Origin of the sequence: Conservatibacter flavescens, assembly GCF_002795425.1 — a bacterium.
Classification (GTDB): Bacteria; Pseudomonadota; Gammaproteobacteria; order Enterobacterales; family Pasteurellaceae; genus Conservatibacter; species Conservatibacter flavescens.
The window spans coordinates 392,056-417,320 of the sequence record NZ_PHHA01000002.1; the positions used below are offsets into that span (position 1 = coordinate 392,056).

The 25,265-nt window shown below is 37.9% G+C and carries 21 protein-coding genes and 1 tRNA gene; 12 read left to right on the forward strand and 10 right to left on the reverse strand.

From position 1 onward, the window contains the following. Positions 1-58: 58 nt before the first annotated feature. Positions 59-718 carry an RNA chaperone ProQ gene (gene proQ / locus CVP05_RS01845; protein WP_100287849.1) on the reverse strand — a complete coding sequence of 220 codons (660 nt, stop codon included), beginning with the start codon at positions 716-718 and terminating at the stop codon, positions 59-61. Between the two features lie 259 nt (positions 719-977). Between proQ and CVP05_RS01850 the strand changes: the two genes are divergently transcribed. After that, positions 978-2,249, forward strand: a complete 1,272-nt coding sequence (locus CVP05_RS01850; RefSeq protein ID WP_100287850.1) for a paraquat-inducible protein A — start codon at positions 978-980, stop codon at positions 2,247-2,249. Then, positions 2,212-4,884 carry a PqiB family protein gene (locus CVP05_RS01855; RefSeq protein WP_100287851.1) on the forward strand — a complete coding sequence of 891 codons (2,673 nt, stop codon included), beginning with the start codon at positions 2,212-2,214 and terminating at the stop codon, positions 4,882-4,884. The genes CVP05_RS01850 and CVP05_RS01855 overlap by 38 nt, the downstream gene beginning before the upstream one ends. Before the next feature lie 166 nt (positions 4,885-5,050). Here the strand turns inward: CVP05_RS01855 and CVP05_RS01860 are convergent, their stop codons facing one another. From CVP05_RS01860 to CVP05_RS01880, 5 genes are all read right to left on the reverse strand, one after another. Continuing rightward, on the reverse strand, positions 5,051-5,269 hold the full coding sequence (locus CVP05_RS01860; protein WP_100287852.1) for an excalibur calcium-binding domain-containing protein: 219 nt from the start codon (positions 5,267-5,269) through the stop codon (positions 5,051-5,053). A 405-nt stretch (positions 5,270-5,674) separates the two neighbouring features. Beyond that, a tRNA-Leu gene (locus tag CVP05_RS01865) sits at positions 5,675-5,761 on the reverse strand. 183 nt (positions 5,762-5,944) lie between these two features. After that, on the reverse strand, positions 5,945-7,537 hold the full coding sequence (locus CVP05_RS01870) for an inorganic phosphate transporter (RefSeq protein ID WP_100287853.1): 1,593 nt from the start codon (positions 7,535-7,537) through the stop codon (positions 5,945-5,947). Between the two features lie 132 nt (positions 7,538-7,669). Next, positions 7,670-8,437 (reverse strand): ABC transporter permease, encoded by a 768-nt coding sequence (locus tag CVP05_RS01875; protein ID WP_100287854.1) that lies wholly within the window; start codon positions 8,435-8,437, stop codon positions 7,670-7,672. Position 8,438: 1 nt separating this feature from the next. Beyond that, positions 8,439-9,362: an ABC transporter ATP-binding protein gene (locus tag CVP05_RS01880; RefSeq protein WP_100287855.1), complete on the reverse strand. Its 924-nt coding sequence runs from the start codon at positions 9,360-9,362 to the stop codon at positions 8,439-8,441. Between the two features lie 99 nt (positions 9,363-9,461). On the opposite strand from CVP05_RS01880, the gene can reads away from it, so the two are divergent. Further along, complete coding sequence (gene can / locus CVP05_RS01885; protein WP_100287856.1) at positions 9,462-10,130, forward strand: carbonate dehydratase; 669 nt, start codon at positions 9,462-9,464, stop codon at positions 10,128-10,130. A 79-nt stretch (positions 10,131-10,209) separates the two neighbouring features. Here can and CVP05_RS12560 read toward each other — a convergent pair whose 3' ends face one another. Continuing rightward, positions 10,210-10,347, reverse strand: coding sequence for a hypothetical protein (locus CVP05_RS12560; protein WP_165773105.1), 138 nt, complete (start codon positions 10,345-10,347; stop codon positions 10,210-10,212). A 135-nt stretch (positions 10,348-10,482) separates the two neighbouring features. Here CVP05_RS12560 and purR point away from each other — a divergent pair, with 135 nt between their 5' ends. From purR to dxs, 6 genes are all read left to right on the forward strand, one after another. Next, complete coding sequence (gene purR / locus CVP05_RS01890) at positions 10,483-11,505, forward strand: HTH-type transcriptional repressor PurR (RefSeq protein WP_100287857.1); 1,023 nt, start codon at positions 10,483-10,485, stop codon at positions 11,503-11,505. Between the two features lie 95 nt (positions 11,506-11,600). Continuing rightward, a complete protein-coding gene (locus CVP05_RS01895) occupies positions 11,601-11,861 on the forward strand; it encodes a GlsB/YeaQ/YmgE family stress response membrane protein (protein WP_100287858.1) in 261 nt (86 codons plus the stop codon). 241 nt (positions 11,862-12,102) lie between these two features. Further along, the gene (ppc, locus tag CVP05_RS01900) at positions 12,103-14,742 is read left to right on the forward strand and encodes a phosphoenolpyruvate carboxylase (RefSeq protein WP_100287859.1); all 2,640 of its coding nucleotides are present in this window, start codon (positions 12,103-12,105) and stop codon (positions 14,740-14,742) included. 283 nt (positions 14,743-15,025) lie between these two features. Further along, entirely contained in the window at positions 15,026-15,277 is a 252-nt protein-coding gene (gene xseB, locus CVP05_RS01905; protein WP_100287860.1) for an exodeoxyribonuclease VII small subunit, read from the forward strand. A gap of 13 nt (positions 15,278-15,290) precedes the next feature. Further along, positions 15,291-16,181 (forward strand): (2E,6E)-farnesyl diphosphate synthase, encoded by an 891-nt coding sequence (ispA, locus tag CVP05_RS01910; protein ID WP_100287861.1) that lies wholly within the window; start codon positions 15,291-15,293, stop codon positions 16,179-16,181. A 20-nt stretch (positions 16,182-16,201) separates the two neighbouring features. After that, positions 16,202-18,052, forward strand: coding sequence for a 1-deoxy-D-xylulose-5-phosphate synthase (gene dxs / locus CVP05_RS01915; protein ID WP_100287862.1), 1,851 nt, complete (start codon positions 16,202-16,204; stop codon positions 18,050-18,052). A 215-nt stretch (positions 18,053-18,267) separates the two neighbouring features. On the opposite strand, the gene grxB is transcribed toward dxs, so the two are convergent. After that, positions 18,268-18,915, reverse strand: a complete 648-nt coding sequence (grxB, locus tag CVP05_RS01920; RefSeq protein ID WP_100287863.1) for a glutaredoxin 2 — start codon at positions 18,913-18,915, stop codon at positions 18,268-18,270. Positions 18,916-19,138: 223 nt separating this feature from the next. Between grxB and ybaL the strand changes: the two genes are divergently transcribed. Next, positions 19,139-20,857, forward strand: coding sequence for a YbaL family putative K(+) efflux transporter (ybaL, locus tag CVP05_RS01925; protein WP_100287864.1), 1,719 nt, complete (start codon positions 19,139-19,141; stop codon positions 20,855-20,857). Positions 20,858-20,941: 84 nt separating this feature from the next. On the opposite strand, the gene sixA is transcribed toward ybaL, so the two are convergent. Beyond that, positions 20,942-21,406: a phosphohistidine phosphatase SixA gene (sixA, locus tag CVP05_RS01930; RefSeq protein ID WP_100287865.1), complete on the reverse strand. Its 465-nt coding sequence runs from the start codon at positions 21,404-21,406 to the stop codon at positions 20,942-20,944. A 213-nt stretch (positions 21,407-21,619) separates the two neighbouring features. Between sixA and pyk the strand changes: the two genes are divergently transcribed. Further along, positions 21,620-23,059 (forward strand): pyruvate kinase, encoded by a 1,440-nt coding sequence (gene pyk, locus CVP05_RS01935; RefSeq protein ID WP_100287866.1) that lies wholly within the window; start codon positions 21,620-21,622, stop codon positions 23,057-23,059. Between the two features lie 135 nt (positions 23,060-23,194). On the opposite strand, the gene CVP05_RS01940 is transcribed toward pyk, so the two are convergent. Next, complete coding sequence (locus CVP05_RS01940) at positions 23,195-24,592, reverse strand: MATE family efflux transporter (RefSeq protein ID WP_100287867.1); 1,398 nt, start codon at positions 24,590-24,592, stop codon at positions 23,195-23,197. Positions 24,593-24,639: 47 nt separating this feature from the next. Here CVP05_RS01940 and CVP05_RS01945 point away from each other — a divergent pair, with 47 nt between their 5' ends. Continuing rightward, the gene (locus CVP05_RS01945; RefSeq protein WP_100287868.1) at positions 24,640-25,254 is read left to right on the forward strand and encodes a riboflavin synthase subunit alpha; all 615 of its coding nucleotides are present in this window, start codon (positions 24,640-24,642) and stop codon (positions 25,252-25,254) included. Positions 25,255-25,265: the final 11 nt, after the last annotated feature.

Consider the following 25,265-nt stretch of genomic DNA (forward strand, 5'->3'; position numbering starts at 1 on the left):
ACACCGACAAGCATATAAACGCCCATATCGATGCTTTGTAGTATCTTAGTAAATACACCTAGTTATTGTTAAAAAGACGATCAGCATTCACGCTGATTACAAGCCCATTATTTAACTGCACACGCGCTGAATCCTTATATACTTCAAGCACTGTCGCATGTTGTGTACGATCGCCAGCTTTCACTTTAACCACATCATTAACCGATAATTTTTCCATATCCACAGAGGTTAAATCTAACTTAGGCTTACGTTTTAAATGCGTATTTGTTTTTCGAGATTGAGCCTCTTGACCACTTGTTGATATTTTATTGCGTCCTTTTTTATGTGGTTTTGCATTGGCTGCTTTCTCGGCTGCGCGTTTTTCTGCCAATTTTGCTTTTGCTGTTTGTAATTGCTCAGCCGCATGTTCCGCATGTTCTTTTTCTAGTACGCCACAAGCATTACCTTGTAAATCAACGCGTTGCGCTCCTTCTCGACAACCATGTAAATATCGCCAATTTGATGTATATTGACGTAATACCTGTCTCAACTGAGTTTTGCTAACACGCTCATCACCTTCCAATGCTTCTGATAAATCTTGAAAAATCCCAACCTTAAGCGGTTTAGCTTCTCCTTCAGTTGAAAAACAAAGTGGAAACTTCTCAGCTAAATAGGCAATAATCTCTTTATTATTTGTAAACTTTTGCGTTTGAACTTCAACAACTTCAACGTCTGCCATGTGATATCCTAAAAAACCAATATAATCAAATCTTCTCTTTATAGTGTATCGTACTTTCGGATTAAATGACAATTGTTAATCACGTCTAAAGTATCAATTTTTAAAATCTCTTTCAGATTTAGACCGCACTTTATATTATCGGTTCAATAAATACATAATTTTTTGATAAAGCGCTTGAGAAATTTTTGCTGATTTATATACTATGCCTTTGCGATTTTAAGATGAAAACGCCCTATTTTAAACTGATAGACGATTATATATGGACACAACAGCTCCCCAAAATACCTTTCATCAATTAACGCATTGTACAGAATGCGGTGCGCTTGTGTCTGTGCCTAACCTAGTCGCGCGACAAACTGCTGAATGCCCGCGTTGCCACCATACATTAAAATCCGCTGATCGCTGGAGCCTTAAACGCTGTGCTTTTATTGCATTATCTATTTTAATTTTAATGCCTTTTGCGCTTAAGTTTCCACTCATTAGTATCAATTTGCTCGGTTCACCTATCCACGCCTCCGTTTGGGACGGTGTTTGGAAAATGGCAACAGCTGGGTTTCCCTATACCGCATTTTTAGTCTTTTTATGCGCAATTGTTACGCCTGTTTTTTTTGCGTTATTAGTACTGCTACTCCGTATTTCACAAATGCTTAATATCAAACCACGTAACGTTTTATTGACAATTAACTATCTCAAGCCATGGGTGATGCTTGATGTTTATCTCGTTTCGATTGGTGTTGCTGCATTTAAAGTGCGTGAATATGCCGATCTACATATTGATATTTATCTGATTGCCTTTGTTTTTACAGCCCTATTAACTACGCTCTTATTTATTAAAATTAATCCTAAAGCACTTTGGAATGATTTTTATCCCGAACATCAACATATCCAAAATATGTCAGAGCAAAACGCCTTATGCTGCTGTACTAATTGTGAATACTCTTTTGAGCATGCCATATTAAACCGCAAGAACCAACCGACTTGCCCACGTTGTTTACACCGAATAAATATAGACGATAGCTTAATTTTACAAGGGACTTGGGCCACATTAATTGCTGGTATCATTATGCTTATTCCGGCGAATCTACTCCCTATTTCCAGTATTTATCTCGCAGGTGCGCCTTCAGCGGACACACTCATGTCTGGTGTGATTTCTTTTATTAATATGGGAAGTTATTTCGTCGCTTTTGTCGTATTTACCGCCAGTATTTTTGTACCTATCAGTAAGATATTAATTATGATTTATCTATTGCTGTCAGTTCATTTTCAATGGCGTCATTCTATTAAATGGCAAATGCGATTATTACATATAGTACACTTTGTTGGGCGGTGGTCTATGTTAGATTTATTTGTTCTTGCTTTAATGATGTCTTTAGTCACTCGAGGACAAATTATCACATTCTCCGTCGGCCCTGCAGCTTTATACTTTGGGGCTGCTGTTTTTTTAACTATGATTTCTACATCACTTTTTGACAGTCGTTTACTTTGGAAAATTTATGACAAACAATACTCAAACACCGGAACAAAACACTAACCATGTTGCCAAGGTTCGCCAGCTTAAACGCATCTCACCATTTTGGCTACTTCCATTTATTGCCCTGTGTATTGGTGCGATCTTGTTCTTTCAAATTATTCAAGAACAAGGAACGAGTATCAAAATTACTTTCACAAATGGCGAAGGGCTAGTTGCAGGCAAAACACAAGTTCGATTTCAAGGCTTACAAATCGGTGAAGTCAAAAAAGTCAACTTTACGCCTGATTTAAAACGTGTTGAAGTTATTGCTAATATTTATCCTGAAGCTAGCCGTGTTTTACGTGAAAATACAAAATTTTGGCTAGTGCAACCAAGTGCCTCCCTCGCGGGGATTTCTGGTCTTGATGCTTTAGTTTCTGGTAATTATATTACTCTTCAACCTGGTGATGGGGAAGAAGAAAATGAGTTTATTGCTGAAAATGAAGGTCCAATTGCTGAAGTCAACGAGGGAGATCTGCTCATTCATTTGATTGCAGACGATCTCGGTTCAATTTCTGCCGGCGCAAGTGTATATTATAAAAAAATGCCTGTCGGAAAAATCGCTGATTATCGGTTCACCAAAGATCAAGAAAAAGTCGAAATTGATGTGGTTATCGAAAAAAACTATGCAAACTTGATCAAAAAAGATTCACGCTTTTGGAATATTAGTGGTTTTCAAGCGGATGTTAATCTTGGTGGTATTTCAGTGAATATGGAAAGCTTAAATTCCGTTGTACAAGGTGCGGTTTCTTTTGACTCTCCCGATGACAGCCCGAAAGCTGAATCCCAACAACGCTATACACTATATCCTAACTTACAAGCGGCAAAACGTGGCATTAATGTCGATATTACGCTACCGAATATTACAGGATTAGAACCTAATAAAACCCTCGTGTTTTATCAAGGTATGCCTGTTGGCGTTTTATCTGAATTAGGCGTTAAAAATGATCAAGATCCGACCATGCCACCTCAAGATAACCAACAAAATCATATTCAAGGTAAGCTCTTAATTAATCCTAATATGTCAGGGTTATTAAAAGAAAATAGCACGATTATTTTACGTGATAAAAAACTCACTCTCGGTAATCTAAACAGTGTTTGGGATCTATTCAAAGGTTATTCATTTGAGATTATCGCTGGTGATGGAAACCCCAAAGATAAATTTACCGTTATTCGCCAATCTGAATTATTATTAAAACAGCCTAATAGCCTAGTTTTTACACTTACCGCACCAGAAACTTATGGGGTGAGCGCGGGACAGCCTATTTACTATAATGGTATCATTATTGGGGAATTAATTAGTCAAGACATTACCATTGATGGTGTAACATTTAAAGCTGCGATTTCTGCTGAATATCGTCAACTAATAGGAGCTGATACAAAATTTGTTGCGGCCTCTAATCTTGACCTATCTCTTGGTTTAGATGGACTTAACGTACAAGCTGCTCCACCAGAAAAATGGTTAGAAGGCGGTGTTCGTATATTAGCGAAAACATCAGCAAAAAATCCTCCTCTTTCTAGCTACCCTCTATATCGTAATGTAGAATCAGCTGAAAATGGGATTACTAGCGCACAATTAACACCGACTATTACATTAACAGCTAGTAACTTACCAAGTATCAGTCAGGGCTCTTTAGTGCTTTATCGTCAATACGAAGTTGGGAAAATTTTAGATATTCGCCCACAAAATAAACATTTTGACATTGATGTCTTCATTTATCCTAAATACCGACATTTACTGACGACAAAAAGTAGATTTTGGGTAGAAAGTGCGGCACAAGTGGATATTACAACTCGAGGAATTAGCATCCAAGCCTCTCCTCTTGCTAGAACACTTAAAGGCGCAATTAGTTTTGATAATGAAGGCTCAAATACACAAAATAAGACACTATATGTTAATGAATTACGTGCAAAATCTGCAGGACAAGAAATTACTTTAATTACAACCAACGCTTCTAATTTAAGCAAAGGCATGGCACTACGTTATATGGGGTTAAATGTCGGTGAAATAGAACAAATTAATCTAGATAAAAACAATAACCGTATTATTGCTAAGGCACTTATCAATCCAAATTATATGGATATTGTGGCAAAAGAAAACAGCCGTTTTCAAGTCATTTCTCCTGAAATTTCCGCAGGCGGCATTCAAAATTTAGATAGTTTACTTCAACCTTATATTGATATTGATGCCGGTTCAGGTAAACGAAAAACACAATTTACATTACGCCAAAGTGTTGAAAGTAATAATAAATATGATAATGGTGTTCCTTTCATATTAGAGACTAATGATGCGCTGAATTTAACATCAGGCTCACCGATTTATTATCGAGGTATTGAAGTGGGTAAAATTAACCGCATGGAGTTGAATAGTCTCGGAGATCGAGTATTGGTACATATCCTCATCGCCAATAAGCACCATCATCTTGTACGACAAAACTCGCAATTTTGGATTTCATCTGGTTACAATTTTGAGCTAGGTTGGCAAGGCGCACAATTTAACACGGGTTCTGTACAACAATTCCTCAAAGGAGGAATTTCATTCGCAACACCATCAGGACGAGTTGTACAGCCTGTGGCAAAATCAGGACAACGTTTCCTCTTACAAATCAAACGGCCTGAGCACGAGCGTCAATGGAATCAAGCCACTGCTGAATAGTTTGTGAAATAATCTGCATCCCAAAAAGTTGGACTAACTTCCAATTTAATAAGATGCAGATTTTCCTTCCTTTAATGTCAATTACAATGCACTTCTTATAAGCTTTAGCCAAGTACATTTTCGACCTTGTCACCTACAGATTATTAAATGACTGCCATCTCTCTATCTATTTCTTCTTTTTCCCCTTGCCACAGATATTTTCACAAGGAATACCGTCACCATCTCTGTCTAAACGGCTTTCACCACATTGATTAAGATAATATTTCGCTTCCGCACAAGATTTTATTTCCTTGCAATATTTTCTTGAATTTTCGCAACTATATTCCGCCGCAAAAAGCGATGATGAAAGAAAAAGTGCGGTAACAATTAGAAGATATTTTTTCATTGTAACTCCTTAATCTATTTTGCATATTGCAACCACTGCTGTTCAGTAATAATTTTTACCTTAGTAAAATTGTTTCCCAAGAAAAGCTCTCAGCTCAACAAATAATGTTTCAGAAACTTCAGCATTATTTGCTTCAAAATTAAACTTTGCTAAACACTGAGTAGCCATTTCATAACCTTTTTAAGGATTAAAATTCGGGTGCAATCGGGTGCAAATTCGGGTGCAAACTTGCTGTATTCGTGATCCTTTTAGATCATAAAACAAGCGTTTTACAATGTAAACACCCTAAATAATAAACAGTGTTGTTATTTACAGTATATAGTTTTAAGTTATTGATTTTAGAGGGGTTTTAAGACTAAAAAAGCCAGTTTTTAAAACTGGCTTTTTATACATAGGTTGGAATATTGGTGCCTGAGGCCGGACTCGAACCGGCACGCTTTTAAGGGCGGCGGATTTTGAATCCGCTACGTCTACCAATTTCGTCACTCAGGCTAATGTTGATTTACTATAATGTAATATCCTATTCAATGTAGTGAATTATAACCTGCGATGAATTGTTTGCAAGTAAAAACATGGTAAATTCGACTAATTGCATTAAATTTCATCAACATTAATTTTCTACCCAAATACCCGTGTATTTTATAAACGTTCTCTACTCGTAATAGACGATTTCTTTTACAATATATTTGTTAAAATTAAGAACATTAGCGCGCTGATTATGGCTGCTGCTGGTAAGGTAATTACCCACGCCATACCAATAGGCTTCATTAATTTCCAATTTGTATTGCGATTAACTAGACCTATTCCTAATACCGCTCCAACTAAAATATGCGTACTTGACACAGGAATACCCAAACTTGAAGCGCCCATAACTACGGCGGCCGCAGCTAATTCAGCAGAAAAACCTGAAGCTGGGTGCATTTTAGTTAAATTCGTTCCAACCGTTTGGATAACTTCTTTACCGATAAACCACAAACCGACTATTAAGGCTACACCAAATGTAATCATAACGGGTGCCGGTACTTCGGCTGTTGCCGCGATAGCGTTGGTTCGAATAACATCCATTATTGCAACAAAAGGCCCAACCGCGTTAGCAATATCATTTGAACCATGAGAAAATGCGAAAGCACAAGCGGTAAAAACCTGCATCCAGCTGAACATAATAAAGGTGGCTTTCCCTAAATCCTCTTTATGTTTTCCACGAATGGTTTTAGTATAAATAAAGGCGGTCAACCAAACCATTGCGCCAATCATTCCCATAATTAAACTTGCGTGTAAGTTTGAGAGATTCACACCTGTATTTTTTAAGCCTTTAAACACAACCATGGCACTCATAATCACTGCGCCAAAAGCGGCGATTAATGGTACCCATGTTTTTAAAGCTTTCAATGTATCTAAGCTATCACGCTCATTTTCTAAATCATAAAGGTGTTTATAATAATCCGTTTCAAGCTCTTCACGCACAACATCTGCATCTTTGAATGTTTCTTGATCACGTAATAGCGCGGTAGTATAAGGTAATTTTTCTGAATCTTGTAAACGTTCAAAATACGATTTTTGATTACGTTTGAGTTGTTTTTTCTGTGATTTTAAATGTTTAACTTTCTCTTCAATTCTCTCGTTATAAGCTAAAATTTTACGTTTAATTAAACCATATAACACATAAGACAATGCGCCTCCTAATACAGGAGAAACAACCCAAGAAATCGCTATTTCACCGATTTTAGACCATTTTACGGTTGAAAATGCTAACTCTGTACCACCAATGTTAATTCCCAAAACGATAGAGGAACCGACGATCCCGCCTATAATGGCATGCGTTGTTGAAACGGGTAATCCCTTTTTAGTCGCAAATAATAACCAAAATGCAGCGGCTGCAAGTGCTGATAACATTAAATAAATAAATTGGTTTGGTGAAACACCCAAGTCCCCAATATTCACAATCCCGCTGCGAATGGTATCAGTTACTGCCGCCCCAGCTAATACTGCTCCTGATACTTCAAAAATGGCGGCTACGGCTAATGCTTGAGTTACCGTTAATGTTCCCGCTCCGACTGACGTACCAAAAGAGTTAGCGACATCATTTCCACCAATATTGAATGCCATAAAAATGCCAAAAAAGGTGGACACCATAAATAATAAAACTTGTTGATTTAGTGTGTATTCTAATCCCCAAGTAATAAAATAAATACTCATTGCCGCCAATAAGAAGCCAAATAACACATTCGCTATCATCGGCGTACTCTGTTTTGCTGATGTATTTACCATAAATCCCTCTCCTATTATCCTGCCTATCTTCTTTGCAAGCGCCATAAAACCTAAAATCAGCAGCGCCAATTATAGGAATCAATTATGACGATTTGATGACAATACAAGAGGAAAACTTGCGTTATATGATGATTATGTTCTTAATCCAACACCCCGATGAATTAAATAATATGCAATGGCATATAAAACCGCAATAAACAGCGCTAATACGCCAAAAGTATACACCAGACTCACATCTGAAATACCGAGAAAACCATAACGAAAACCATTGATCATATAAACAATAGGGTTTAATTTTGACACGCCTTGCCAAAATGCCGGTAATAAAGAAATAGAATAAAATACTCCACCAAGATACGTTAATGGCGTTAGAACAAAAGTGGGAATAATGCTAATATCATCAAAAGAACGGGCAAAGACCGCATTAATTAACCCACCTAATGCAAATACTGCGGTTGTCATTAATAAGGTCATAAAAATGGCGGTCCAAGATTGAATCTCAAAAGACACAAAAAATAATGATACGGCTGTGACTAGAGCCCCTACAGCCAATCCTCTCACCATTCCCCCAGCAATATAGCCTAAAATAATAATATGTGTAGATACTGGAGAGATCAGCAATTCTTCTACATTTTTAGCAAATTTTGTACTATAAAAAGAGGATGCAACATTCGTAAATGAATTTGTTAAAGCCGACATCATAATTAATCCCGGTACAATAAATTGCATATAACTCACTCCCGCCATCTCTCCAATACGGCTACCTATGAGCTGTCCGAAAATCACAAAATATAAAGTCATTGTAATTACTGGAGGCACTAAAGTTTGTACCCAAATACGCATAAAACGATGAATTTCTTTATATAAAATCGTGTTAAATGCCACCCAAGCCAATTTCATCTTATACCCCCTCTACCGGTTTATTGAGCGACATAGTCACAAATAATTCTTCTAAACGATTTGCTTTGTTTCGCATACTGAGTACTTCTATTCCCTGTGCTGATAATTGTGCAAATAAATCATTCAGTCCTTGCTGACGTTTCACTTCCACCTCAATAGTATTGCTATCTAATGGTGTGACAACATAGTGTTTAACCTGTGGTAAGGCGCTGTTTTCAGCTAAATCTAAAATAAATGTTTCTGTTTCTAGCTTAGAGAGCAAATCTTTCATTGTTGTATTCACCACAAGTTGCCCTTGCTGAATAATACCGATATTACGACATAACATTTCAGCCTCTTCCAAATAGTGAGTAGTCAAAATGATTGTTGTCCCTTGTTGATTTAACTCTCTTAAAAAAGCCCACATAGTCCGACGTAATTCAATATCCACCCCAGCAGTAGGCTCATCTAAAATTAATAGTTTTGGCTGATGCATTAGTGCGCGAGCAATCATCAAGCGTCGTTTCATACCGCCAGATAAACGCATTGATTTTTGCTCTCTTTTATCCCACAAATCTAATTTTTTTAACCAAATTTCAGCTCGTTTTAGCGCTTCAGCACGCGCAATGCCATAATACCCGGCTTGATTAATGAGAATATCAATCACCTTTTCAAATTGGTTAAAATTAAACTCTTGTGGCACGAGGCCTATTTGTTGTTTCAGTGCGAGCAAGTCATGATCTAAATCATAACCAAACACTTTCACTGTACCACTGGTCTTATTCACTAAAGAACTGACAATGCCAATTGTCGTTGATTTCCCTGCACCATTATGGCCTAATAACGCATAAAAATCGCCTTCTTTAACAGTCAAGTGAATGCCATGTAACGCCTTAACGCCATTACGATATTCTTTGGTTAATCCATCAATTTCTAACGCATTCATAATAGATAATCACTTATAATAATTGAGATAATAAAAAAGATTACATACAATAGGATCTATTGATTTTAAAAATAAAGTATAACAAATACAGGACTAAGAATGAAAAAAATCGAACAGCTTTTTGAAAATAATCATCGCTGGGCAATGCGCATGAAAGATGAAAACTCAGATTATTTTGAGCGCCTTGCAAATCAACAAAAACCTAGCTTTTTATGGATAGGTTGTTCCGATAGTCGTGTTCCTGCTGAAAAGTTAACAAATCTCGGTCCTGGTGAATTGTTCGTACATCGTAATGTGGCCAACCAAGTCATTCATACCGATTTAAACTGTCTCTCTGTTGTACAATATGCTGTAGATGTACTTGAAATTGAACATATTATTATTTGTGGACATACGAATTGTGGTGGTATCCATGCCGCTATGTCCAATCAAGACTTGGGATTAATTAATAACTGGTTGTTACATATTCGAGACATTTGGTACAAACACAGCCACCTTTTAGGCAAACTCTCCCCCGAACACCGAGCAGATATGTTGACTAAAATTAACGTCGCAGAACAAGTCTATAACTTAGGAAGCTCTTCTATTATTCAATCGGCTTGGCGTAAGGGAAAAAAATTATCGTTACATGGTTGGGTTTACGATGTCAATGATGGTTTATTATTGGATCAAGGTGTTACCGCTACTAGCAGAGAAAGCTTAGAAATCTCTTATCGTAATACCATCGCGCGGTTATTAAGCGATACAGCCCAAACAGAACTAACTTAAATTTAAAAACAGAATAGGCCGAAACTATCGGCCTATTACGTATAAAATACAAAAAAGTGCGGTTATTTTTTTGATAATTTTAGAAAATAGACAGCGCTAACACTAAAATCATACCTAAAGAAAAAACAACCATCATCATAGCATAGCCAAAATCACTCATACTCACCTCACGAATAAACATTAAAAATGATAGGATAACTTTATCAAAGTCTTGCATAAAAAGCTATTTTTTCTCCTAAAATAGCGCAAAAATGTGACTTAACACACTATTTTCAGAGAAAACCAAAGAATTCAATTCGCTTCATGAAAGTGAAGCATTATAATAACTATAAAAAATGATCAGGAATATAATATGGCGACAATTAAAGATGTAGCAAAAATGGCTGGCGTATCAACCACCACAGTCTCTCATGTAATCAATAAAACACGCTTTGTCGCAGAAGAAACCCAACAACTGGTTTTAGATGCTATTAAACAGTTAAATTATTCGCCAAGTGCGGTGGCTCGTAGCTTAAAAGTGAATACAACGAAATCAATCGGCATGATAGTTACCACCAGCGAAGCGCCTTATTTTGCCGAAATTATCCACGCAGTAGAAGAACATTGCTACCGTCAAGGTTATTCCTTGTTTTTATGTAATACTCAAAATAACGCAGAGAAAATCAAAAATCATTTGGATATGCTTGCTCAAAAGCGTGTTGATGGCGTATTAGTCATGTGTTCTGAATATACTACTGACTCCCTTGATTTATTATCAAACTTTGCCTCACTCCCTATGGTGGTGATGGATTGGGGACCAGACAATGAGCAAACCGATCTTATTTTAGATCATAGCTTTGATGGTGGCTATTTAGCAACCCGACACCTGATTGAACATGGACACACTAAAATTGGTTTAATTACAGGTGATTTAAGTAAAACAACAGCAAAAACACGCTATGATGGATTTGTCAAAGCCATGCATGATGCCAATCTTACTGTTAATCCTGATTGGATTATGGAAGGCCATTTTGAACCGGAAGACGGCTATGAGTGCATGAATAAAATACTTGTTCAAGGGACATTACCCACCGCCGTTTTTTGTTGCAATGATGTCATGGCGCTGGGGGCAATTTCTGCGATCAATGAAAAAGGCCTATCTGTCCCACAAGATATTTCCATCATCGGTTATGATAACATTCATGCCTCACGTTTTTATTCACCACCGTTGACCACTATCCATCAATCCAAAACCCGTTTGGGTATCATGGCACTACATTTACTCCTTCAACGGATTAATGGTTTAGCACATGAACGCACTCGTATCGAGATGCACCCTGAGTTAGTGTCCCGCAAATCTGTTCGCAAATTATCCCCTCATGAAGCGAATAAATAGACAAAAATTTGCATTTTCCTCCTAAAACACGTTAGACTAAATAAGACTTGTAGCATTCAGGACAAGTCTTATATTTTTAAATAGGAGAAATTATTATGGGCTGGATTGCAGCTATTATTGTCGGAGCTTTAATTGGTTGGATCGCAGAAAAAGTCATGAAGAGCGATATGGGCTTATTCATGAATATTGTGGTCGGTATTATCGGTTCTTCATTAGGCCGTTGGATTTTTGGTGACTTGCTTGGCATTGGCTCAGCACATGCGGCTGGCGAATTCAGCCTAGCGGGTCTAGGATTTGGTGTTGCCGGTGCTGCAATATTAATCTTTATCTTACGCTTTCTTAAAATTATGAAATAATATAATTTCTTTTTCCTAAGTGCGGTTCAAATTACCGCACTTTTTATTTTAAATTATGTTTCCCTCATTCTCTGTATTCATTAAAAATTTCATAAAAATAACCGCACTTTTTTAAATAAAAATGATTTAAAGCAAAGTTTCAACATTTTTTTATCTGATAAATTAAATGCTATTTGCCTCCTCAGCACATTTTTGTTATATCTAAGATATCTCAATTATTTTCTTTACTTATGGGGCTTTTATGAGTGAACAATATGCCGTGATGCGTAACAACATTAGCATGCTAGGCCATTTTTTAGGTGAAACCATTAGCGATGCGCAAGGAAGTGACATTCTTGACTTAATTGAAAACATTCGTATTTTATCTCGAAATTCTCGCGCCGGTGATGATGACGCAAGAGCTAAATTATTAGATACGCTAGCCAATATTTCCACAGAAAATATTATTCCTGTTGCTCGAGCTTTTAGTCATTTTTTAAACTTAGCGAATATCGCAGAACAATATCAAACCATATCACGTAAACACCAAGATACAGCTTCCAGCGAACGTTCTATTGGTGCACTTTTTGAGCGTCTAAAACAACAAAACATCCCGACAGAAAAAGTAATTGACGCGGTTGAAAAATTACTTGTTGAACTCGTATTAACTGCACACCCAACAGAAACCACTCGTCGCTCTCTTGTACATAAGCACGTTGAAATCAATCGCTGCTTAAGCCGTTTAGAACACAGCGATCTCACCGAGCAAGAAGAACGTAAGATTAAACGTCGTCTACTCCAACATATTGCCCTTGCTTGGCATACGAATGAAATTCGTATTCAGCGCCCAACACCACTTGATGAAGCTAAATGGGGTATGGCATTTATCGAAAATAGTTTATGGCAAGCCGTGCCTGAATTTTGCCGCCAGTTAAATTTTCATTTAGAAAAGCATTTTGGTATACAACATCCTGTCGGCCTTGCCCCTATTCGCTTTTCTTCTTGGATGGGTGGTGATCGCGATGGTAATCCATTTGTCACAGCACAAATCACACGTACGGTATTAAACCTGTCTCGTTGGAAAGCAGCGGAATTATTTTTAACAGATATTAAAGCATTATCTGATGAATTATCCATTGTCCATTGCTCACCATCATTTCGTGAAAAATATGGCGATAACATTGAACCTTATCGAGTGGTCATTAAAACGTTACGTACCAAGTTAAAAAATACCCTATCCTATTACAACGACGTCCTTGCTGCTCGTAAACCCCTGTTTAGCACAGAAGATATCATTACGCATGATGAACAACTTTGGGAGCCACTATATGACTGCTATCAATCTTTATTAGGTTGTGGCATGCGTATTATTGCAAACGGTTTATTACTTGATTGTTTACGTCGAATTCGCTGTTTTGGCGTCACATTATCCCGATTAGATATTCGTCAAGAAAGTACTCGTCATACCGATGCTATCGCTGAAATTACGCGTTATATCGGTTTAGGTGACTATGCACAATGGACTGAAACAGATAAACAAGCATTTTTAATTCGTGAACTTAGTTCCCGTCGCCCTCTACTTCCTCAAAACTGGGAACCCTCTGCAGATACGCAAGAGGTTTTAGATACCTGTAAAGTCATCGCAGAACAACCAGAAGGCGTCATTTCTTGTTATATCATTTCGATGGCTCGCACAGCTTCTGATGTATTAGCTGTCCATTTACTCTTAAAAGAAGCGGGAGTGCCTTATCATTTACCCGTCGTGCCATTATTTGAAACGTTAGACGATCTCGATGCTGCAGAAGAGGTGATGACCCAGCTATTTAATGTAGGTTGGTATCGTGGTGTCATCAATAATAAACAAATGGTCATGATTGGCTATTCTGACTCAGCAAAAGATGCCGGCATGCTCGCTGCCTCATGGGCGCAATATCGAGCCCAAGAAGTCTTGGTAAATCTATGTGAAAAACTCGGTATTGAACTCACCTTATTCCATGGACGAGGTGGCACAATTGGACGAGGTGGCGCGCCAGCTCACGCAGCCCTACTTTCTCAACCGCCTCGCTCATTACGTAATGGCTTGCGTGTGACAGAACAAGGCGAAATGATCCGCTTTAAATTAGGTTTACCTGCTGTTGCCGTAGAAAGCCTTGATTTATATGCTAGCGCCATATTAGAAGCTAATTTGCTTCCTCCGCCAGAACCTAAACAAGCTTGGCGTGATATTATGGACGAGCTTTCCACTACATCATGTGAAATCTATCGAGGTGTTGTGCGTGGAGATCCAGACTTTGTACCTTACTTCCGTAGCGCAACACCTGAACAAGAACTCAGTAAATTGCCTTTAGGTTCTCGTCCTGCCAAACGAAACCCAAATGGCGGTGTAGAAAGCTTACGCGCGATCCCTTGGATCTTTGCATGGATGCAAAACCGTTTGATGCTACCTGCATGGTTAGGGGCTGGAGCCGCATTACGTCAATCTATCGAAAAAGGCAACCGCACTTTATTAGAAGAAATGTGCCACAACTGGCCATTTTTCTCTACTCGTATTGGTATGCTCGAAATGGTGTTTAGTAAAACCGACACTTGGTTATCCGAACATTATGATCAACACTTAGTTAAACCTGAATTATGGTATTTAGGACAATCTCTACGTGAACAGCTCAATGCGGATATAAAAACAGTATTATCTTTGTCTCATGACGATCAGCTCATGTCTGATTTGCCTTGGATTGCAGAATCCATTGCTTTACGCAATGTCTATACTGATCCACTCAATTTACTGCAAGTAGAATTACTACGCCGTTTAAGAGAACAAAATGATGATCCTAATCCAATTTTAGAACAGGCATTAATGATTACCATTACCGGTATTGCCGCTGGTATGCGAAATACGGGATAATATTCTCATTAACCCATGATTGCGCTAGTTATAATTAACTAGCGCTTCTTTCTCAATCAAAGCATAAAAAAATACTCTTCTCATATAATTTCCCCCAAAATTGAATTAGGATAAACAGATCGTAGTTAAATACAGAGGCGCTTAAATTCAAAGGGAGCCAATACCATACGAATTTGAATATTAATGACTATAATTTATTCTTTATAGATTACACTTTCTCCTTGCAGGAAAAGCCTTTCCTCAAGTACAATACCTGTTATTTGCTTTATTCAAAGGGGAATATATGGCACGTAAAAGTACGGAAAAAAATGCTGTAGATTTCGAAACCACATTAACACAATTAGAAAGCATTGTTTCCCGTTTAGAATCCGGTGAATTATCTTTAGAAGATTCTTTAAAAGAGTTTGAAAACGGTATTCAACTTGCCCAGCAAGGCCAAACCCGTTTACAACAAGCAGAACAACGTATTCAAATTTTATTGCAAAAAAATGATGTCACATTAAGTGAATATCAACCCGAAAATACAATAACCTAGTAGTGATGGCATAATGGATCAGTTTTCTCAAGATTTACAGCAAATGCAGCAACGCATTAATCATTTCCTCTCCCAGCAATTAACACAGGTTAATTCGTTGCATTCTCCATTAGCTGATGCGATGAAATACGGATTACTTCTCGGAGGAAAACGCATTCGCCCATTTTTAGTTTATGCTACAGGCAATATGTTAGGCGCAAACGCGACCCAATTAGACTATGCTGCCGCCGCTATTGAAGCTATTCATGCTTATTCACTTATTCATGATGATCTACCTGCAATGGACAATGATGATTTACGTCGAGGAAAACCCACTTGTCATGTAGCTTTTGATGAAGCGACTGCGATTTTAGCGGGAGATGCATTGCAAAGTTTCGCCTTTGAAATTCTGACACAAATACCCAATTTACAAGCAGAGCAAAAATTACAATTAATACAAGAATTGGCTAAAAACGCGGGCGCAAAAGGCATGTGTCTTGGACAAAGCTTAGATTTAATTGCTGAAAATAAAACGATTGATTTACATGAGTTAGAATTAATTCACCGCAATAAGACTGGCGCATTAATTACGAGTGCTTTAAAAATGGGGTTTATCTGCTCTCCTCATTTTCAAAATAAACAACTAGAACAACAGCTCGTCCAGTATGCTGAAGCTATTGGACTCGCTTTCCAAGTCCAAGACGATATTTTAGATATTGAAGGTGATAGCGAAACTTTAGGCAAAACCGTTGGTTCTGATCTTATATCAGATAAAAGTACCTATCCAAAATTGTTAGGATTACAAGGCGCAAAAGATAAAGCGCAACAACTCTATCAAGAGGCACTTTCTGCATTGGATAAAATTCCTTTTAATGTCACCGCACTTCGTGACTTAGCTACTTTTATTATTCATCGAAAAAATTAACCGAGAACATACGAATTACTATGCAAAACTACCCTCTCTTATCCTTAATTAATTCACCTGATGATCTTCGCTTACTCAGTAGAGATCAATTGCCACAAGTTTGTAAAGAACTACGTGAATATTTATTGGAATCCGTTAGCCAAAGTAGTGGCCATTTAGCCTCTGGTTTAGGCGCAGTTGAACTGACGGTAGCGCTGCACTATGTCTTTAAAACCCCTTTTGACCAACTCATTTGGGACGTCGGCCATCAAGCATATCCACATAAAATTTTAACGGGTCGACGAGATCAAATGCATACGATTCGACAAAAAGGGGGAGTACATCCATTTCCATGGCGGGAAGAAAGTGAATTTGATGTTCTTAGTGTCGGACACTCTTCTACTTCAATTAGTGCAGGTTTAGGCATTGCGGTTGCAGCACAAAAAGAAAATGCCGGTCGTAAAACGGTTTGCGTTATTGGTGATGGCGCAATTACTGCAGGTATGGCGTTCGAAGCAATGAATCACGCCGGCTCACTGCATACCGATATGTTAGTCATTTTAAATGATAATGAAATGTCTATTTCCGAAAACGTAGGGGCATTGAATAATCATTTAGCCAGATTATTAACCGGTTCTTTCTACTCCTCTATTCGTGAAGGAGGAAAAAAAATTCTATCAGGCGTTCCGCCAATTAAAGAGTTTGTACGCAAAACTGAAGAACATGTTAAAGGTTTTGTTTCTCCGGTTGGCACAATGTTTGAAGAACTTGGATTTAATTATATTGGCCCAATTGATGGCCACAACATTGATGATCTCATTGAAACACTGAAAAATATGAGTTCACTTAAAGGCCCTCAGTTCTTGCACATCATGACCAAAAAAGGGAAAGGCTACGCGCCGGCTGAAAAAGATCCTATTGGTTTCCATGGCGTACCTAAGTTTGATCCCACAAGTGGTAAATTACCAAAATCTAGCACTATACCAACCTATTCAAAAATCTTTGGTGATTGGCTCTGTGAAACAGCCGAAAAAGATAAAAAATTAATTGGGATCACTCCTGCTATGCGAGAGGGTTCAGGAATGGTTGAATTCTCTAATCGTTTCCCTGAGCAATATTTTGATGTTGCGATTGCTGAGCAGCATGCTGTCACTTTTGCAGCTGGTTTAGCTATCGCAGGCTATCGCCCTGTTGTCGCCATTTATTCATCTTTTTTACAACGCGCTTATGATCAGTTAATCCATGATGTTGCTATTCAGAACTTGCCTGTTTTATTCGCCATTGACCGTGCGGGAATTGTCGGCGCAGATGGACAAACACATCAAGGTGCTTTCGATATTAGCTTTATGCGTTGTATTCCGAATTTAGTCATCATGACACCAAGTGATGAAAATGAATGTCGCCAAATGCTTTACACGGGTTATCATTCTGGCAAACCCGCTGCTGTACGTTATCCTAGAGGCAATGCGATTGGTGTCCCTCTCACACCGCTTGAATCTCTAGTATTAGGTAAATCAAGGGAAATACGTGTTGGACAACACATCGCAATTCTAAATTTTGGTACCCTTTTACCTACAGCACAAGAAGTTGCAGAAGAACTAAATGCAACAGTTATTGATATGCGCTTTGTAAAACCTATTGATGAGGCACGTATTCTTCAAATTGCCAAAACACATTCATTGATTGTTACGTTAGAGGAAAATGCAATTCAAGGTGGTGCAGGTAGTGCTGTTGCAGAAGTATTAAATACGCATAAAATACCAACCGCACTTTTACAACTTGGCTTACCTGATATATTTATTCCTCAAGGGACACAAGCCGAAATGTTAACTGAACTTGGTTTAGATAAAACTGGAATTTTGAGACAGATTCAATCTTTTAAAGATAAATAGATAATATCTCTCTTAACTTGTTGATTTTATTTTGATTTTAATTTTTTTGTAAAAAAATTATTAAATTCTGCATTTTTTATGAAACTATTTTAAAAATATAAGGTCTTAATTAATGCTAGTGTACTGCTTTATTGCAGATGTCTTTTTAAATCTTACTTATTTTTAAGACCTCCCCGATATTCAATATTGAATATCGGGTTTTTCTTATTGAGGCTTTAGCAAGCTTTGGAATAATAAAGAGATATTCTACTTAACACCGCCATATTTCCGATATAACGGGCTATTTTAGCTGGAAACTCAATTCCCTCTATGCATGTAAAATTACGTAAGATAGGGAAAAGCACAATATCCTCATAAGATAATGTTCCACTAAATGCTTCATCACTAACTAACAAGCCTTCTAACTCAGCTAAATCTTGATGTAACATTGCTAAATACTCTGCACTCTTCTCATAAAGTTCATCAAAGTTTCCTGCAACCTCACTTTTCTTTTCAATGAAATAATTTCTCGCACTCTCTGTTTCATACTCTGGTAAATCCAATTTAACAAAGCGTGGATATAACAAATTGTTGCTATAACTACGGATTTTCTCAATCCACTGTGTCACTTCCGGTCGAATATCATCTATTAATAATTTCGGCGTAACTAAAGCATCAATATATCTCACAATATCTAAGCTTTCAGGCATAATCTTGCCGTCCTCAGTCTCTAAAATAGGTACGGCTTTCTTACCAATTAAACGAATTGGCGTATCCGCATCATCATTATGTACAAACACCAAATCTACCGGTAATTTTTTCAAACCAAAGATCATTCTTGCGCGAATACAATAAGGGCAATGGTCATAAACATAGAGTTTCATTTTTTTCTCCTTAATACATTTAAATATCAAAAATTCTTAAAAAACCAACATAAAAATACCGCACTTTATCTACTTATTTCAAGTTACCTAGATCACAAATTTGAATATTTCTTTGTAGGTTTATTTTTAATTTAGTAAATTTTATGCAAAAATCTTGATCTTTTTCTTAATATCCCTCATATTTTAAGACTAACTTATTATTTAATAATGGGAATTTTGATTTATGCATCCTTCAACGCCTTTAATTAGCATGATAGCCATTGGTCTCGCAGGAGCCTATATATTGGGAATGATTGCTAATCGTTTAAAAATTTCTCCGCTCGTGGGTTATCTCTTAGCAGGTATCATGATCGGACCTTTTACACCTGGTTTTGAAGGCGATTTACATATCGCTCACGAACTCTCTGAACTAGGTGTTATGCTCTTAATGTTTGGGGTTGGTTTACACTTTTCTTTAAAGGACTTACTTTCTGTAAAGTATGTAGCCATTCCGGGCGCACTTTTACAAATTGCCTCCGCAATTGTATTCGGTTGGATTTTTTCAACTGTCTTGGGTTGGAGCACGATCAGCGGTTTAGTATTCGGTCTTTGTCTTTCAACTGCAAGTACCGTTGTTCTTTTGCGCGCCCTTGAAGAACAACAATTACTTGAAACAATGCGAGGCAAAATTGCAATTGGCTGGCTAATTGTAGAAGATTTAGCAATGGTACTTGCCCTCGTTTTATTACCTGCTGTTGCTGAAATGCTACAACAAGAAAACGCGAACTTTAGTAATATGCTAGGTGACTTCGCAATTACTATCGGTAAAGTCATTGCATTCGTTGCAGTCATGTTAATTATTGGAAAACGTGTCATTCCTTGGCTCATCGCACGTAGTGCAGCGACCGGTTCTCGAGAGCTCTTTACACTTTCTGTATTAGCTATTGCTTTAGGGATTGCCTATGGTTCTGTACATTTATTTGATGTCTCTTTTGCCTTGGGTGCATTTTTTGCAGGTATGATTCTAAATGAATCAGAACTCAGCCATCGTGCAGCCAATGATACCCTACCACTACGTGATGCTTTCGCGGTACTCTTCTTTGTATCCGTCGGTATGCTTTTTGACCCGATGATTTTAGTTGAATCACCATTATCTGTCTTGGCGACTGTTATCATCATCGTTTTTGGTAAATCCATTGCTGCTTACTTACTCGTTCGTTTATTAAGAAAACCAAAACGTACCGCACTTACCGTATCAATCAGCTTAGCTCAAATTGGTGAGTTTGCGTTCATCTTAGCGGGTCTTGCGGTCTCTCTAGGTTTACTTGACGAACAAGGTAGAAATCTAGTTTTAGCAGGATCAATTATTTCAATCTTGCTGAATCCGATCCTATTTACTTATTTAGAAAAATTCACACACAAAACCGAAGAACAGGAAAATTTGGTTACCGTACCACAGAAAGAAGAGCTGGAAGACGATTTCCATCAGTCTCCACTCACCCTAAAAGATCATATTATCTTAGTTGGTGATGGTCGTGTGGGAAGTCTTATTGGTAATAAGTTACGCGCCAAATCAATACCTTTCGCGGTTATCGAAGCCTCTCATTCTCATGTAGAAAAACTACATGAAGAAGGTGTTGATGCTATCTTTGGTAATGTTAAGGATATTGAAACCCTTGAGTTAGCTGCGGTACAAGATGCGCGTTTAGTGATGTTTGCTACACCAAACGCTTATGAAAATGCAGATATTATCAAAGAATTAAAAGAAAAATATCCACATATTAAAGCGATTTCTTATGCAACCTATAGCGATGAGAAAGAAGCGCTACTTGAAAGTGGTGCTGATGTCGTTATCCATAGTAGTCGAGAAGTTGCACGTAGTATGTTTGAATCTTGTTTGGTTATGGGCGAATGTGCCATTGAGCCAAATGAAACTGAAGAATTAATTTTAGTTAAAAATTAATTCCGTCTAATAAGTAAAATGGGGCGTATTAAATGATCTATTCATTAACGCCCCATTTACTCACTAAGATGATTCAGATTCTCTCTACTCTTCGCCATAGTGATAAGAATCTACCACTTCGCCTTTTTCACCATTCCAATCTAATACAGCAATGGTTGATGTCTGAAAACTCACTGAATTTCGACCGCACATTTCCGACACAATGCTACCGACTACTGGTAAATGGGAAACCAATAACACCGATTCGACACCCTCTTCAATAAGAGTAGCTAAATAATCACATACTATTTTAGCATTACCATAAGGAATAATTTCTTCCCAAATTTCTGGTTTAATCAACTGATTTTCACAAGCCAAATTAACCTGTTCAAAGGTTTGACGCGCGCGAGTATATGGACTAACAATGATTTTTTGGATCGAAGATGCTACAGCTTTAAGATGCTTCCCTTGTTCAAAACTTTGTCGCACGCCATATTCCGTTAAACACCGTTCAGCATCTGTTGTCACCATTAACTCAGCTTCTCCATGGCGCATAATATAGACTTTCATTTTTAATCCCCTCTTACTTTGGTTATCAATACAACTATTTTTCTTGTGTCATCACAGATCTCACTATACAAACGAAAGAAAAAAATTGCAATTTGTGATCTCGATCTAATTTCGTTTTCAGCGTATAATGTAGGCAGTTTTATTCCCATTAACGGGAAATCATTTTTCAATCATTAACTCTCATTCGTTGGGATAATTTACGGAGTAAATTTCATGTCTAGAAGACTAAGAAGAACGAAAATTGTATGTACTATGGGACCTGCAACAGATCGTGGCAATAACCTTGAAAAAATTATTGCTGCTGGTGCGAATGTTGTCCGTATGAACTTTTCCCATGGTTCGCCTGAAGACCATATTGGACGTGCAGAAAAAGTACGTGAGATCGCTAAAAAATTAGGTCGTCATGTTGCAATTTTAGGTGACTTACAAGGTCCAAAAATCCGTGTTTCTACATTTTCGGAAGGTAAAATTTTCTTAAACGTCGGTGACAAATTTATATTAGATGCGGAATTACCAAAAGGTGAAGGGAATCAAGAAGCTGTTGGATTAGACTATAAAACCCTTCCACAAGACGTCGTACCAGGCGATATTTTATTATTAGACGATGGTCGCGTTCAATTAAAAGTTCTCTCAACTGAAGGCGCAAAAGTATTCACTGAAGTGACTGTTGGCGGCCCACTTTCAAATAACAAAGGAATCAATAAACTTGGCGGTGGCTTATCTGCTGATGCATTAACCGAAAAAGACAAAGCTGATATTATCACTGCTGCGCGTATCGGTGTTGACTACCTTGCTGTCTCTTTCCCTCGTTCAAGCGCGGATTTAAACTATGCCCGTGAATTAGCTGAAGCGGCTGGCCTAAAAGCCAAAATTGTTGCCAAAGTTGAACGTGCAGAAACAGTCGTTGATGAAGCGGCGATGGACGATATTATTTTAGCCTCAGATGTCATCATGGTTGCGCGCGGAGACTTAGGCGTAGAAATTGGTGATGCTGAATTAGTTGGCGTACAGAAAAAACTTATCCGTCGTTCACGTCAATTAAATCGCGTAGTCATTACTGCAACACAAATGATGGAATCAATGATTAGCAACCCTATGCCAACCCGTGCAGAAGTGATGGACGTTGCAAACGCTGTATTAGACGGTACAGATGCGGTAATGCTTTCTGCTGAAACCGCTGCAGGTCAATATCCTGCAGAAACTGTAGCGTCAATGGCTAAAGTATGTTTAGGCGCTGAAAAAATGCCAAGCATCAATGTTTCACGTCACCGTATGGATGTTACCTTTAAATCCATCGAAGAGTCTGTTGCCATGTCAGCGATGTACGCCGCGAACCACATGGAAGGCGTTGCAGCCATTATCACAATGACGAGTACCGGTCAAACCGCACGTTTAATGTCTCGCATTAGTTCTGGATTACCAATTTTCGCATTATCTCGTAACCAAGATGCATTAAATCTATGCGCATTATATCGCGGTGTTACCCCAGTATATTGTGATGAAGTAAGCCGTACTGTAGAAGGTGCTAAAGCGGCAATTCAAATCTTGAAAGATAAAGGTTTCTTAGTCGCAGGCGATCTTGTTCTATTAACTCAAGGTGATGAACTTGCTGTTGGCGGAACAAATACCTGCCGTACTTTAGTTGTAGAATAAGTTTTTTTATTCAGCTGTTAACAACGTATTATTTCTGTTTGGGCGTATTATATACGCCCATTCTCTTACTCATATAAAGAAAGACAGAAGTATTCTGTCCTTATATTATCCCTTCTGTGGCTTATCTATTGACCATTATTTAATCTTGTCTAATTTCCCTAATAATTCTTGATCTGGAATGGCTTGTAATTTCTTCATTCTGCGATAAAGGAAAATGGCTGCAAAAGTTAAACTCACAATAAAACCAATCCAAAAACCCATCGCCCCTAGATGTGGCACAATCCAATCAGTCATCGCCAACAGATAACCAACAGGCATACCAATTAACCAATAACACACTAATGTAATATATAAAATAGCTTTAGTATCTTTGTAGCCTCGCAAAGCGCCACTTACAACAACCTGCACAGTATCAGAAAATTGATATAATGCGGCAAAAAGTAACAAATAGCTTGCCATCGCAATCACTTCCGCTTCTTTTACAAAAATTTCAGCAATTTGTGTCCGTAATAATACGGTTAATAATGCCGTCACAACCGCAACAGATAACCCTACACCTAATGCAGCATACGCCACTTTTTTAGCATCTAATGGGCTCCCTTCCCCCAAACGTTGTCCAACTAAAATTGTCGTTGCCATACCAAGTGACATGGGTAACATAAAAATAAAAGAACTCGTATTAAGCGCGACTTGATGGCTAGCAACAATGTCTGACCCTAAAGGAGATAAAAATAACGACGCCAAAGCAAATAATGCGACTTCGCCACATAATGCCAACGCAATTGGCCCACCTAAACGCAACAATTTTTTTAAGGTCTCAGGATTCGGTTTCTCTATAATATTCTTAAATACACCTAAATCTCGTTGATTACCCGCTTGTTTACAATACAGGATCATCATAAAACACATGGCCCAATTAACAATTGAGGTGGCAATCCCACACCCAACAGCACCAAAAGCAGGAATGCCAAATTTTCCGTAGATGAAAATGTAATTTAATGGAATATTAAGTAATAGACCAATTAGCGTAATCACCATTGCCGGTTTAGTCTTCGCAAGCCCGTCATTGAGCGTGCGAAAGTTAACTAACAATAAATAACCTGGCAATCCCCACAACATCGCATGTAAATAGCCTATCGTAATCTCGGCTAAATGTGGTTCCATCTCCATAGATTGAATCACAATATCACTATAATAAATCAAGGCTCCAATCGGTAAAGCACTAAACACGACAAGCCAAATCCCCTGCCGAACTTGATGTGCAATTCGGTGGCGTTGACCTGAACCATTAAGATAAGAAATGGTCGGCGGTAATGCCAATAGTAGCCCATGCCCAAATAGCACTAATGGCAACCAAATAGACGCACCAACTGAAATGGCAGCCATATCCGCAGAACTCACTCGCCCAGCCATTATCGTATCGACTAATCCCATTGAATTTTGTGCTATTTGAGCAAGTAAAATAGGAATCGCAATCGCCACCAATTTTTTGGCTTGCTCCTGATATTCCGAGAGTTTAAATGTATTTTTCATAAAATAATCGTATAATAAAAAATAATAAAATGTTTAGAGGAAATCCCATGTTTACAGGTATTGTACAAGGCATTGCGCAAATTACCGCAATAATTGAAAAATCCAATTTTAGAACACACACAATTAAAATGCCACCAGAAATGCTAGATAGTCTTGAAATTGGTGCTTCTGTTGCCCATAACGGGGTATGTTTAACCGTGACAGAAATCCAAGATGACTTAGTCAGCTTCGATCTTATGCAAGCAACACTCAATATTACCAATTTAGGATTATTGCAAGTTGGTGACTGGGTTAATATTGAACGAGCAATGAAACTGAATTCAGAGATTGGGGGACATATTTTATCAGGACATGTTTATTGTATGGCCACACTCGAACAGATTATCAGCCATGAAAACAATCGCCAACTTTGGTTTAAATTGCCAGATACAAATGTCATGAAATATATCCTAACCAAAGGGTTTATTGCCGTTGACGGAATTAGCCTGACTGTTGGAGAAGTCAAAGCACAAAGCTTTTGTGTCAATTTAATTCCTGAAACATTAAATCGCACTTTAATTGGTCAAAAGCAAATTAATGATCCAGTGAATATTGAAATAGATCCCCAAACACAAGCGATTGTTGACACCGTAGAACGCTATCTCAGCCAACGCTCCCTTTAATAAAAAGTAAA